Below are 13,604 nucleotides of genomic sequence, written 5' to 3'. Positions count from 1 at the left end.
CATCCTGTCCATTCACATCTTCATGAGGCGTCTTCGGCCCATGGATCATGTAATGGAGGAATGCGCCGCCCAAAACACCGCCTGCGGCAAGCAGACTCAGAGGCTTTAACCAGCCCTTCCAGAGTGTGACAGACCATGGCACGCTCGGATTCCTATGGATATCAGCGTAAATCTCAGGTTTTTCTTTGAGCACATACATGAAGTGCGTGCCGTCGACATATTTATCACCGTAGGTTGCCGCATCCCCGCCCAGAGCTTTAACGCGCGAGGCTGCGGTCTTCAGCATTTTATCCTTGAGCCCCCATGACAGGGCGCCGGTCGGACAGGCCTTGACACAGGCCGGATCCAGATTGTTGGTGATACGGCTTTCACACATGTCGCATTTGTAAACCTTGTCCGTTTTTGCGTCATACTGCGGAATTTCAAACGGGCAGGCGGCGACACATTCTTTACAGCCGATGCACTTGTCGTGATCCAGTGCCACCGTGCTGGTTTCCTTGTTGTAGTGCAGAGCACCGCTGGGGCAAACCGTCACACAAGCCGCATCCGTGCAGTGCATGCAGGCTTCCTTGCGGAAAAGCCACTTGACGTTGCCTTCCTTGTCTACGTAATCCTGATAGTGGATAAGCAGGAAGGTGTCCGGATTAAGTTTTGGCGGGTTCTGGTAAGTGCCCCGATTTTCCGTCTGACTTGCTTTCAGCGCATTCCACTGTTTGCAGGCAAGCTGGCAGCCGCGGCAGGCGGTACACTTCGAATCGTCGTATAATTTAATTTTCTCGGTCATCTTACTTCACCCCCTTCTTCACAACATTCACCATGAAGGCTTTACTCTCCGGAATCATAGTGTTGGCATCGCCGATGGTCGGAACCAGGAGGTTCGCCGCATCACCATGCGTAAAGACCTCGGCTTTTTTATCGCCGGGGTTATATGTCCGGTCTTTTGTTGTGATCCATCCGAAATGCCAGGGAATGCCGACTTCGTGAATGGGATTATTGGTATCCCCATCGATGATGAACGGCTTGAAACGCGGCGTGACGATGGCCGTGGCTTCCACTTCCCCGCGCGCCGAACTTACAATACATTTATCACCGTTGTTGATGTCTTTAAGCTTGGCTAACTCCTTACTGATTTCAACAAACATGCCAGGCTGCATTTCAGCCAGCCACGGACACCAGCGGGTCAGAACGCCCGTCTGCCAGTGCTCGCTGACACGATAGGTGCAACCGATGAACGGGAAGCGCGGATCGCAACTGTCCACACCCGAGTAAACATCCAGATCCGACCCCACACCCTTCTTGTCGAAACGTTTGATGACCGGGTTATTTTTCTGCGGAGACATGAGGTTCTTCTCCACCGGGCATTCCAGCGGTTCATAATGTTCCGGGAAAGGACCGTCGGTTAACCCTGGACCATACAGACTGGCCACGCCGTCCGGTTTCATGATGAAAGGCGGCCGCCCTTTACCAGGATCGCCTACGCCGTCCGGAACATCGCCGACCCATTTTTCACCGTTCCATTTAATGACGGCACGGGACGGATCCCATGGTTTGCCTTCCGGGTCAACGGACGCGCCGTTGTAAATAATGCGGCGGTTGACCGGCCACGACCAGGCCCATTCAGGGAACAGACCCAGACCTGTTGCATCGACTTGCCCGCGGCGCATGGCCAGGTTGCCTTTTTCGCCGACGGAACCGCAATAAACCCAGCACCCCGATGACGTGGAACCATCATCCTGCAGCCAGGCAAATGTCGGAACGGGATCGCCCTTCTTGAATTCCTTGAATTCGCCTTTCTTGGTCGGGTTTTCCACTTTCTTATCCTCAAGGAAGAAGCCGCTGATTTCGGCCGCCACCATGCGGGGCTCGTAATGGAAATGTTTTCCAACCATTTTACCATAGGGCCAGGTTAACTTTGTAAGCGCTTCTTTGTGCGGACCATCTTTCTTTTCGTAAAGGTCCTTAATTTTGAAGAGGATTTCACTCATAATGTCGCCGTCCGGCAGGGCATCGCCCACGGGGCTGACTGCTTTATAGCGCCACTGCATCAACCGGCCGCTGTTGGCAATGCTGCCTTCTTTTTCGATTGAAGATGCGCAGGGCAGCATGAAGACTTCCGTCTTGATCTTGGTGGGATCCATGCCGGGACCACGCCAGAAGGAACCGGTTTCATTATCGAACAGATTGACGTTGACCATCCAGTCCAGCTTACCGAGTGCCTGGCGAACTTTATTGGAGTGGGCGCCGCTGCATGCGGGGTTCATGCCCCAGGCAAAGAAGCCTGTGAACTTTTCCTTGTACATCTGATCGAAAATCATCAGCCAGGAATAGTTCGCACCGTCGTCCAGTTTGGGCATCGTCGCGTAAGCATCATTAATGCTCATATTCGCGCCGTACATGGAGCGCAGGAAGCTTGCCGAATACTTCGGGAAATTCTTCCACCAGTTGAGGGAATCTTTTTCCTTGGTTTGCGGTGTGCGCTTCTCATTGAATTCTTTGAGGGTGGCAAGCGATGCCGTGGGAGCTCCGATATAGCCAGGCCAGATGTGGAACAACAGACCGTGATCAGTGGAACCCTGCACGTTGCCTTCGCCACGCATTGCCGCAACACCGCCGCCCGCGATGCCCATGTTGCCTAAAAGCAACTGGATCATGCACATCGTCCGGATGTTCTGCGTACCGACTGTATGCTGTGTCCAGCCCATCGCGTAAAGCTCTACGCCGGCCTTGTCCGGCTTGCCGGTTGATCCGTAGAGTTTGTAAACGTCAATCAGCTTGTCCTTGGGGGTTCCCGTGATCCTTGACACGAGTTCCGGGGTGTAACGGGAATAATGTTTTTTCATCAGCTGGAAGACACAGTTGGGGTCTTTCAGGCTCTTGTCTTTCTTAATCACACCCGAGCCATCTGTCTGATATGACCAGGTATCTTTTTCATACTTTCCGTTGGTCAGACCGGAGAATACGCCTTTGTTCTCACCGGGCATTTTGAGCGCCGGATTGACCAGGAAGGAAGCGTTGGTATAGTTTTTCACATACTCTTCGAAATACAGTTTGTTGTCCAGAATGTATTTAATCATGCCGCCTAGGAAAGCGATATCCGTTCCTGAACGAAGAGGTGCATACAAATGAGCTTTTGCCGCCGATTGCGTAAAGCGCGGATCGACACAAATGATCTTTGCGCCGCGCTTATCGACTGCCTCCTGGATCCATTTCCAGGATACGGGATGATTGGAAGCGGGGTTGCTCCCCATGATCAGGAGAACATCAGCATTCTTAAAATCAACCCAGTGATTGGTCATTGCGCCACGTCCGAACGACTCTGCCAGAGCCGGTACAGTTGGACTGTGTCAGATACGGGCCTGATGTTCAATATAAACAAGGCCCAACCCCCTTAAGAATTTTTGATACGTGAAGCATTCTTCGAGATCCATCGCTGCCGAACCGACAGAGGCAATGCCTTCCGTACGGTTGACGATTTCACCCTTTGCGTTTGTTTTTTTGAAACTGGCGTCACGGCTTTTCTTGACGTTTTCAGCAATCTTTTCAAACGCCCATTCCCACTCGACTTCTTTCCATGCAGTGGCAAAAGGTGCGCGGTAAAGCGGCTTGCCCAGACGATTCTCATTCACGGCCATCTGATAGATGGAACCGCCCTTGCTGCACAGGGAACCTCTATTGATGGGGCTATCGGGATCTCCCTCTGTGTTGACGACCTTCCCGTCGCGTACGGATACGATGATACTGCATCCCACAGAACAGTAAGGACAAACGGTGGTGGTTTCTTTGGCGTACTTGATCTTCAAGTCCTTTGCATGCGCGGATACCGGCGTCAGGCTTATGCCCAAACCACTTACCGCTGCGACAGCTCCGGAAAGCTTCAAGAAACCTCTTCTGCTGACGTTCATGAATTCTTTCTCCTTTCCTCAGAAATTATACGTTCTTTATCATGCTTTTTTAACCTTCAGGAAGCAGCCGTTTCCATGGAGTCATCATTTTCAGGGAAAAGCTATTAAGAAAAACCAAGGCAAAAAAGCACGATGTATTTCGCGAAAATTACCCTTTAACTGCGTGGTCTTTATATATGCATTACATGCAGTTGTCAACTAAATAAATGAGTTATTTCAATGGCTTATGTCATATTTGACATAATACAAAATAACAATAAGATCGGAATGCTACGGCATTTAACTATTTGGATATAAAGTCATGTGACTTTTAGTCATTTAAAAAGGTGACTTTTAGTCAATCGAAGAAAAAAGTTGAAGCTCTGAATGATTTAATTTTAACATAATATGAAGCTGGATGATGGATGTTCACTACTTTCATATCAACGTCCCAACATGACCGGTGATTTAGAATAATTTGGACGCTGAAGTAATCATTAGTCATATTTTAGGATAATATTCTTGTAAAATTTCACGATATACTTTATTAATAAATTTTAATTCCGGAAGTGAAACCCGACGTCTGTCCGGAAAAACATAGCGGAAACGGAAAGTTGAAAACACCATCATGTCGATTTTATGACAGGCTTGCCAGGAGAGAATTTATGTCCAGGGAATTAATGAACACCAAAGAAGTGGCCAGATATTTAGACATCCACGAAAAGCAGGTTTACCTGCTCGTGAAGGCGGGCAAAATCCCCTGCACACGGGTAACCGGGAAGTGGATTTTCCCCATTAAACTCATTGACGAATGGATACAAACAAGCGTCCACGACGGTCTCCAGCAGGCAAGAAAAAAAATCAACCAGATCGACGGAGCGCTTCTGGCATCCGGCAGCAATGATCCGGTGCTGGATATGCTTTTAACAGCCATGAAAAAAGATCATCCGGCTTTTAATTTTTTTTCAGCCAATACCGGCAGTGTGTCCGGTTTGGAAGCGCTCAATACGGGACTTACGGATATTGCTTTCTCACACCTGTATGACCCGGAAACCGGCGATTATAATACGCCTTATTTAAAAAAATATTGTCCGGATCATCAGCCGGTTGTCGTCAATCTATTTTATCGTCAGATTGGTTTTCTGACGGCAAAATCAAAATCGAATATCTTTGATGGATGGAACAGTCTTGCGCGCAAAGATTTACGCTTTGTCAACAGGCAGCGCGGATCGGGCATCAGAATTCTGCTGGACTATGAACTGAAAAACAGAAAAATCTCATATAGTGACATTTCGGGTTATGATAATGAAGTCTATACACATTTTGAGGTGGGGCTTTCTCTTATTTCGGGAGATGCGGATGTGGGAATCGCGTCGGCCGCCGTCGCTAAAATACTCGATCTGAATTTCCATCCCCTGCTCAATGAACGTTTTGACATGATCCTGGACAAGGACACATTCTTTCAGCCGGCGATTCAGGCTTTTATTGAAACACTTCAATCGGATCAGTTTAAAAGCCGTGTAGAAAAAAACGGGAGTTACAACTTTAAAGATACCGGCAGAATTCTCCATTCCTGATGCAATCATTGATCAATCAGAAAATATAAGGAGGCTTCATAAATGAAATTTTTATTAGGAAAATGTTTAGTGGCGTTTATTTTACTATGGTCGTCTCTGGCCCTGGCCGCCGACGGCGATCAGTTTATCTTTTTGTCCAGCACGATCGGCCCGATTGATGCGGGCATTGTAGGCGCCCTTGAGGACCAGTTTGAAAAAGAAACCGGTATCCGTGTGCGGCATGTCGGCGCGGGAACCGGCGCGGCCCTGAAAATGGCCGAAAAGGGCCAGATCGATCTGGTGATGGCCCACGCTAAGTCACTGGAGGAAAAGTTTATTGCTGATGGTTTCGGGACGGCACGGGTTCCCCTGATGTATAACGATTTTGTTATGGTTGGTCCCGATTCTGATCCGGCCGGCATCAAAGGAAAAAAATCCGCGACGGAAGCCTTGAAAATAATAATGGACAAAGGCGTTAAGTTTATCAGCCGTGGCGACAAATCAGGAACGCATGTGGCGGAAATGGAGCTCTGGAAAAAAGCCGGGATCAAACCGCAGGGCCCCTGGTACAACATTTATGAAAAAGGCTCCGAGGGCAATGTTCCCACATTGAAATACACGAATCAGCAATCAGCCTATACGGTGATTGACAGGGCCACTTATTTATCGATTAAAGATCAAATCAAGCTGGTCATTCTGGTGGAAGGTGATGAGACACTTTTGAACTTTATCTCTTTGCTTCCCGTCAATCAGGCCAAATTCCCCCGTATAAACCGCCAGGACACCATGACTTTCGTAAAGTGGCTGACGTCACCTGAAAAAGGCCAGCTGATCATACGTGATTTCGGCAAGGAGAAATACGGAGCGCCGTTGTTTTTCCCCAATTCGATTGAATGGCAAAAAACAAACAAAAAATAGCTATGACCGACATAAAGGAGATCGATTATGCAGAAGTTCAGAAACAGCAAATGGTTCATCACGTTAATGATTGTTACCGTACTTGTTGTATTGGGAACGGTAAATGTTTTTGCCGCGCCCAAGCAAAAGAATATCATTCTGGCGACAACCACCAGCACACAGGATTCCGGGCTGCTCGACGTTTTGCTGCCCATCTTTGAAAAAGAAACGGGTTATTTTGTTAAAACGATTGCCGTGGGTTCCGGACAGGCCATGGCCATGGGGAAAAAAGGCGAGGCGGATGTCATGCTGGTTCATTCGCCGGATGCCGAAATAAAATTCATCGCGGAAGGATACGGCGTCAACCGACGTCTGGTCATGCATAATGATTTTATTATTGTCGGACCGGGATCCGATCCGGCTAAAATCAAAGGCTTAAAATCGTCGGCAAATGCACTGAAGCAGATCGCCAATGCCGGTACATTGTTTACATCGCGCGGCGATAATTCAGGAACCCATTCTCAGGAAAAGAAACTATGGAAACAAGCCGGCATCACACCTGCGGGACAGAAATGGTATCAGGAAACCGGCCTTGGCATGGGACAGACGCTTAATGTAACCTCTGAGAAAAAAGGCTATACCCTGGCTGACCGCGGCACCTATCTGGCGATGAAAAAGAGTCTTGCCCTGAATATTCTGGTGGAAGGCGATGCGGCACTGCTCAATATTTATCATGTCATCGAAGTGAACAGCGCCAAGTGGCCGAAAGCCAACGCCGAAGGCGCCAAAGCGTTTGCCGATTTCATGGTCGCCAAAAAGACTCAAGACATCATTAAAACATTCGGCGTCACCAAATTCGGTTCACCCCTGTTTTTCCCTGATGCGGGGAAAAAGGTCGAAGACTTAGGAAAGTAAAGATCAGAGGCAGTAAGTGGAATTAATTATTCAAGGGATCATTAAAGCTTTTGAACTGATCATCAGTTTTGATCCGGAAGTAATGGGGATCACGTGGCTGTCTTTGAAAATATCAGGGACAGCCACTCTGATCAGCCTCTTCATCGGCGTTTCCATTGGAACAGCGGTTGCTTTAACCAACTTTCCCGGGAAAAGGCTGGTCATCAGCTTGATCAATACGGGCATGGGGTTGCCGCCTGTTGTCGTGGGCCTTTTTGTAACCATGCTGATCTGGCGCAGCGGACCGCTGGGATTTCTGGAAATTCTCTATACCCCCTATGCCATGATTATTGCGCAGGCGATTATTGCCACGCCGATTGTCATGGGGATATCACTGGCCGCCATTCAAAACCTGCCGCCCAACCTGCGCCTGCAAATCCTGTCGCTGGGTGCGAGCCGCATGCAGATGGTGTGGGTATTGATTAAAGAATCCAGGCTGCCGCTCCTGGCCGCCGTCATGGCCGGTTTCGGCGGCGTCATTTCTGAAGTAGGTGCTTCCATTATGGTCGGCGGCAACATCAAAGGATATTCCCGTGTGCTCACGACAGCCACTGTGATGGAAACGAGCAAAGGAAATTTTGATATTGCCATTGCGCTGGGCATCATCCTCCTCATTGTTGCGTTTCTCGTCAACCTCCTGCTCACACAGATCCAGCAAAGGCAGCATCTCCGATGAATATCATAACGGTTCAAAATTTAATCGTCCGCCGCGGCGGCGCAACGGTATTGGACATCAAAGAACTGAATGTCGCACAGGGGAGAATTCTTGCCCTGATCGGGCCCAATGGCGCAGGCAAGTCAACGCTCCTTATAACCATGGCGGGCTTGTTAAAGCCAAGCCAGGGGAAAATCTACTACCATGGAAAACCTGTAGACAGCAGCGCCAGCCGTTCCCATATGCGCCGGAGCGTCTCCGTTGTTTTCCAGGAACCGCTGCTGCTCCATACGTCTGTTTATAAGAATGTCGCGCTGGGTTTGAAATTCCGGCATCTGACGGGCAGTGAAATTAAAAAGCGTGTTGACCAATCACTGGACTATTTCGGCATCAGCTCTCTTGCTGCAAGATCGGCTAAAACGCTTTCCGGCGGCGAAGCTAAAAGAGTCTCCCTCGCGCGCGCCTTTGCCCTGAAGCCGGAAGTAATCCTGATGGACGAGGCCTTTAACTCGCTCGATCCTCCAACACGGGAAACGCTCATCGACGATCTGCGGCATATTCTGGAGGAAACGAAGATTACGGCGGTCATGGCGCTGCATGATCGTGAAGAGACATTGCGCCTGGCGCAGGATATCACCGTTATGGCTCAAGGCAAGATTGTTCAGTCGGGGACGACCGCCCGGATATTTAACGAGCCGGACTCCGAATTTGTGGCAAGCTTCGTCGGGACGGAAACAATATTGGAAGGCACGGTCAAAAGCAGCAACGCAGGTCTGATGGAGATTTTGGTAGCAGGGAAAATAATTACGGCAGTGGGTAATGATTATTTACCCGGACAAAATGTATACTGCTGCATCAGACCTGAAAACATCACCGTTTCATCGGAAATACCCGAAAAAACCAGCGCCCGTAATGTCTTTAAGGCCAGAATTCAGAAGATCGTCCGTCAGGCTTTCTTCTATAAAATGATTTTGGATTGTGGTTTCCCCATCGTTGCCTATGTTACCATTCCTTCCTGTGAAGATTTAGGCCTTTGTGAAGGGTCAACGATTTCAGTTTCTTTTAAAGCCACCGCCTTGCACGTCATGCGTCGGGAATAAATAAAGTCGTAGAACCTGGCGCCCGAAAGATGGTCGCGCCCGTTATATTTATTCTCTTGGCATATTGAGAAAATTAGATTATCAATCCGGCAAGGGATTTTTTTATCCCTTTTAAAAATAATTCCCGGACACTGTTTTCCGCCCGGCTGCGATCTTCGACAAAGAGCTAAGTCAAATTGAAAATACACTGTAAACGACGCAGCGCCGGGAGCATAAAAAATCATGCATCATGCTGAATGGTTGTTCCGTGAGTTCTTAGCCCGCACAAGGAGAAAGGCTATGTTTCTTAAAGTTAAGACATCTGAAGAGGTCCTTGAAATTTTGAAGGGTTTCGACCCGGTAAGCACGGAAACAATCTTAATCGCAGATGGCTTTAACCGGATCCTGAACCGGGAAATAGTTGCCGAAGAGGACCTGCCGAACTTTCGCCGGAGCACCATGGACGGTTATGCTCTGCGGGCCTGCGATACTTTCGGAGCGTCTGAAAACCTTCCGGTTTTTCTGGAACTGGTGGGAGAGGTTGCCATGGGCCAGATTCCCACCGACATCGTCACGCCCGGAAGGGCCGTCCGGATATCGACGGGCGGGATGATTCCCGAAGGCGCGGATGCGGTGGTGATGATCGAGTACTGTCATCATCTGGATGAAAAAACCATTGAAGTGAGCCGCGCCGTGTCACCCCTGGAGAATGTCGTCATGCCGGGTGATGATTTTAAAAAAGGCGTGGTAATCTTTGAAAAGGGCGCCATTCTCCGCCCCCAGGATATCGGTATTCTGGCGGGCCTCGGCATTCAGAACATTACCGTATACAAAAAACCGAAGGTCGCCATTATCTCAACGGGCGATGAAATTATTCCCATTAATCAAAGTCCGAAACCCGGACAGGTCCGCGACATCAACAGTTATACGTTAAGCGCCTTTTGCAGTCAGGCCGGGGCCATTCCCGTCAATCTGGGGCTATGCAAAGATAATTTTTCCGATCTGAGCCGGAAAGTGGCCGGAGCACTTGAAACCTGCGACACCGTCTGGATATCCGGCGGCAGTTCTGTCGGTGTCCGGGATATGACCCTGAAGGTGCTGGAATCCTTTGATCACGCCCAACTGCTGGTACACGGCATCGCCGTCAGTCCGGGAAAGCCGGCCATCATTTCCAGGATCGGCAACAAGGCTGTGTTTGGACTGCCGGGGCACGTTGCTTCGGCAATGGTTGTCGCGGAAATTTTCTTAAATCCATTCTTATCAAGATTATCAGGTGTGGCAGGCGCATCGGATGACCATCATTTTTATCTGCGGGCGGAACTTACACGCAACATTGAATCGGCCGGCGGGAGAGACGATTATATCCGGGTCAGGCTGGATAAAAGGGATGGACGAATTTTCGCGGAACCGATTTTTGGCAAGTCGGGGCTGATCTCCACGCTGGTTGAAGCCCATGGATTATTGAAGATCGACAGAAATACGGAAGGGCTCTACAAAGGACAGACTGTTGAAGTCATGCTCTTTAAGCCTTTTACATGAGGCATGGATAATGAAGAGGAACGTCTATCTGGCAATGAAGGGGCTTGCCGAAGCCCGGAATATTTTTTCAAAGGTATGGCAGGAAAAGAAAACCCTTCCTGAAGAGATCAACGTCGAAGACGCCCTGGGGCGTGTGACCGCCCAACCCGTCTTCGCGAAATTTTCCGCGCCGACTTACCACTCGGCTGCTATGGACGGCATTGCGGTCAGGGCAGAAGAGACCTACGGCGCCACTGAAAAAACACCAATAATTTTAAAGGCGGGTGATAACGCTTTATGGATCAATACCGGTCAGGCCCTGCCTGAAGGCTATAACGCCGTTATCATGGTAGAAAAAATCCATCAACTCGACGACGTCCGTATTGAAATCCTCTCCTCCGCCTATCCCTGGCAGAATATCAGAAAAGTGGGTGAGGACATCGTCGCGACTCAATTGATTCTCCCCCAGAACCATGTGATTCGGTCCTATGACATGGGCGCTCTGATTGCCGCAGGTGTTTTTACGGTGCCAGTCCGGAAAAAACCCAAAGTGATCATCATCCCGAGCGGAACAGAACTTATCCGCCACAGAGATATTGCGAATCTGAGCCAGCTGAAAAAAAATCAAATCATTGAATCCAATTCCATCACCCTGTCCGGACTTGTTCGTGAGGCGCAGGGAGAACCTCTTGTTTATGATATAACCCCTGATCAGGAAGGGGATATCCGTGCCGCCCTTTTGCGGGCAGCGGATTCGGATGCGGATCTGATTATCATCAATGCCGGTTCTTCGGCAGGTTCCAAGGATTACAACGCCGGCATCATAGCCCGGATCGGGGAAGTCCTGGTGCACGGGGTTGCCATGATGCCGGGAAAACCAACCATCCTCGGCGTTATTCAAGGGAAACCGGTCATTGGCATTCCGGGTTATACCGTCTCCGCGATTCTCTCTTTCGAACAATTTGCCAGGCCCCTTCTTTTCGGTTTGCAGGGCCTTCCTGCTCCCCAGGGCAGATCCATCGCTGTAAATCCATCGACGAATATTCCTTCAAAACTGGGGATGGAGGAATTCATCCGTGTCAATATCGGCAAAGTAGGAGAACGATTCATAGCAACCCCGCTGCCCAGGTCCGCGGGGTCTGTTACCACCCTGACAAGGGCGGAAGGAATCTTACGCATTCCGCCGCTTGCCGAAGGTGTGACGCAGGATGAGTTGATCAATGCCGAACTCCTGGTGAGCGAAGAAGAGCTGCAAAATACCGTTGTCGTTATCGGAAGCCATGACATCACCATTGATATTCTCGCCGATGAGATCAGGAAAGGCACGGAAAAGAACATCCGGATATCCTCAGGAAACGCGGGAAGCCTGGGCGGCCTGATGGCAATCAGGAAAGGCATCTGCCATTGCGCGGGCGCTCACCTGCTGGATGCTGAAACAGGTGAATATAATGTTTCCTACATCAATCGTTACCTTAAGGGAATCCGTGTAAGCCTCTTTCGCCTCGTTCTGCGGGAACAGGGTCTGATCATTCAAAAGGGTAATCCCAAGGGCATCAAGAGCATCATGGACCTCACCCGGGATGATGTTTCATTTGTCAACCGGCAGGCAGGTTCAGGCACCCGCATCTTGTTTGATTACAACATCGCCCGCTCAGGCATTCGGCCCGAAGCCATCAAAGGTTATGATCAGGAGGAGTTTACCCACATGTCCGTGGCCGTGGATGTCTTAAGCGGTGCGGCTGATTGCGGCATGGGCATTTACGCGGCCGCGAAAGCGCTTGACCTGGACTTTATCCCCATGGATCAGGAGCAATACGACCTCGTGATACCGACCGTTTTTCTGGATGATCCGAATATCCGGATCATTCTTGACACCATCCGCTCTCCGGGGTTCCGTGAAAGAGTTCTAGCTCTCGGCGGGTATGATCCGTCCCGAAGCGGAGAGCTGGTGATGGAGACAGGTTCCTGACACTGCAAGCATTGTCAGCCGATAACATTCCAGGCACAGGCAACCATTGGTTCATAGCCCTTGTCCTGCATGATCATATCCAGATGCACCAAAGCAATCGCCGAAATATCCATATCCCGGGCGTGCAGACGCCCGGCTCGGTATAGCGTCACGAGATATTTTTTGCACGTGTCGCAGATAAAGGCCGATTCCTGTGTTTTGCTCTCGACATAAAAATAGTCCATCTCCTGCCGGGCTTCTTTTTCGCAGTATGGGCAGACCACACGTGTAAATCGCCAGTCCTGACCGCATGCACTGCAATGCAGAAACCGTTTGCCGCCTTCTTCCTCAATCAGGGCAATCGACGGAAACTCGCCGCAAATCGGACAATAGCCTTTTTCCCAGGCAAATTCCCCCAGGACTTCCGTAATTTCTTTTGCCCGCTTCTCCAAGAGCACACGCGCCAGGAGACTTATTAAAAATGATGCATTGGACGGGGATATTTTCAGATCATTTTCCCGGCCATCCGTCGTTTTGTTTTTATCACCCGCAGACGCCTCAAAATAATCCGCAAGGCGGAGTCTGCCATTTTGAATCAGGTCGGACAAACGGTCCATTTCTGCAGCCAGTTTGGGCATGCTTTCCTTCACTGCTTCCGCCAGGGATAGAGCAATTTTCGCAAACGGATCGTCCGGTGAAAACAAATTCATCTGCTGAATAACGGAAACACCGGCGCGAAGTTTTTCGCGGTCGATGGATGAATAATCCAACCTGGGTAAAGCAATGGAGTCCGCCAATTGACGTTGTTTGGTGATAATCGGCCCGAAAGTTTTTAACAGTTCGCTTGCGTGAGGATTTTGTTCGATGGCACGGTCGATAATTTGATCCATGACTGATGTTTCTTGATTGCTGGACTTCATAAATATAACATACCTTCCTTTTGTAATGTCTAATACTGAATATAGGGAACGGCCACCGCACGGGTGGGTGAACCGTTCCCTATATTGAATAACACCGTTGCTGAAATCAGGGCATATAAAACATCTTACGCGTGATGCCCATGGGCGTCGTCTTTCTTTTCCTCGCCCCATGCAACCAGTTTGCCCTCATGCTCCA

10 protein-coding genes are annotated in these 13,604 nt (G+C 49.6%); 7 read left to right on the top strand and 3 right to left on the bottom strand.

Going from position 1 to position 13,604, the window contains the following annotated elements; genetic code table 11:
• Both CVU71_18195 and fdnG read right to left on the bottom strand, forming a co-directional pair.
• Positions 1–784: formate dehydrogenase subunit beta (locus CVU71_18195; GenBank protein PKN16958.1), on the bottom strand; the 784-nt coding region annotated here is incomplete at its 3' end.
• Position 785: 1 nt separating this feature from the next.
• On the bottom strand, positions 786–3,902 hold the full coding sequence (gene fdnG / locus CVU71_18190; protein ID PKN16957.1) for a formate dehydrogenase-N subunit alpha: 3,117 nt from the start codon (positions 3,900–3,902) through the stop codon (positions 786–788).
• A gap of 644 nt (positions 3,903–4,546) precedes the next feature.
• Between fdnG and CVU71_18185 the strand changes: the two genes are divergently transcribed.
• The 7 genes from CVU71_18185 (at position 4,547) to CVU71_18155 (ending at position 12,509) form a co-directional block, all read left to right on the top strand.
• The gene (locus CVU71_18185; protein PKN16956.1) at positions 4,547–5,458 is read left to right on the top strand and encodes a hypothetical protein; all 912 of its coding nucleotides are present in this window, start codon (positions 4,547–4,549) and stop codon (positions 5,456–5,458) included.
• A 42-nt stretch (positions 5,459–5,500) separates the two neighbouring features.
• Positions 5,501–6,355 carry a tungsten ABC transporter permease gene (locus CVU71_18180; GenBank protein ID PKN16955.1) on the top strand — a complete coding sequence of 285 codons (855 nt, stop codon included), beginning with the start codon at positions 5,501–5,503 and terminating at the stop codon, positions 6,353–6,355.
• A 66-nt stretch (positions 6,356–6,421) separates the two neighbouring features.
• Complete coding sequence (locus tag CVU71_18175; protein PKN16959.1) at positions 6,422–7,249, top strand: tungsten ABC transporter substrate-binding protein; 828 nt, start codon at positions 6,422–6,424, stop codon at positions 7,247–7,249.
• A 16-nt stretch (positions 7,250–7,265) separates the two neighbouring features.
• The gene (locus tag CVU71_18170; GenBank protein PKN16954.1) at positions 7,266–7,964 is read left to right on the top strand and encodes a tungstate transporter permease; all 699 of its coding nucleotides are present in this window, start codon (positions 7,266–7,268) and stop codon (positions 7,962–7,964) included.
• Entirely contained in the window at positions 7,961–9,043 is a 1,083-nt protein-coding gene (locus CVU71_18165; GenBank protein ID PKN16953.1) for an ABC transporter ATP-binding protein, read from the top strand. The genes CVU71_18170 and CVU71_18165 overlap by 4 nt, the downstream gene beginning before the upstream one ends.
• A 279-nt stretch (positions 9,044–9,322) precedes the next feature.
• On the top strand, positions 9,323–10,561 hold the full coding sequence (locus CVU71_18160; GenBank protein PKN16952.1) for a molybdopterin molybdenumtransferase MoeA: 1,239 nt from the start codon (positions 9,323–9,325) through the stop codon (positions 10,559–10,561).
• 10 nt (positions 10,562–10,571) lie between these two features.
• A complete protein-coding gene (locus CVU71_18155; protein PKN16951.1) occupies positions 10,572–12,509 on the top strand; it encodes a molybdopterin biosynthesis protein in 1,938 nt (645 codons plus the stop codon).
• A 14-nt stretch (positions 12,510–12,523) separates the two neighbouring features.
• On the opposite strand, the gene CVU71_18150 is transcribed toward CVU71_18155, so the two are convergent.
• The gene (locus CVU71_18150; GenBank protein PKN16950.1) at positions 12,524–13,579 is read right to left on the bottom strand and encodes a hypothetical protein; all 1,056 of its coding nucleotides are present in this window, start codon (positions 13,577–13,579) and stop codon (positions 12,524–12,526) included.
• Positions 13,580–13,604 lie beyond the last annotated feature (25 nt).

This window comes from Deltaproteobacteria bacterium HGW-Deltaproteobacteria-6, assembly GCA_002840435.1.
GTDB lineage: Bacteria > Desulfobacterota > Syntrophia > Syntrophales > Smithellaceae > UBA8904.
Note: the sequence above shows the minus strand (reverse complement) of the source record. Positions and strands in the feature narration are given on the sequence as shown.

Coding starts and splice junctions, on each gene's coding strand:
- CVU71_18185 (PKN16956.1), top strand. CDS start 4,547: ATGTCCAGGGAATTAATGAACACCAAAGAAGTGGCCAGATATTTAGAC.
- CVU71_18180 (PKN16955.1), top strand. CDS start 5,501: ATGAAATTTTTATTAGGAAAATGTTTAGTGGCGTTTATTTTACTATGG.
- CVU71_18175 (PKN16959.1), top strand. CDS start 6,422: ATGATTGTTACCGTACTTGTTGTATTGGGAACGGTAAATGTTTTTGCC.
- CVU71_18165 (PKN16953.1), top strand. CDS start 7,961: ATGAATATCATAACGGTTCAAAATTTAATCGTCCGCCGCGGCGGCGCA.
- CVU71_18160 (PKN16952.1), top strand. CDS start 9,323: ATGTTTCTTAAAGTTAAGACATCTGAAGAGGTCCTTGAAATTTTGAAG.
- CVU71_18155 (PKN16951.1), top strand. CDS start 10,572: ATGAAGAGGAACGTCTATCTGGCAATGAAGGGGCTTGCCGAAGCCCGG.
- CVU71_18150 (PKN16950.1), bottom strand. CDS start 13,579: ATGGGGCGAGGAAAAGAAAGACGACGCCCATGGGCATCACGCGTAAGA.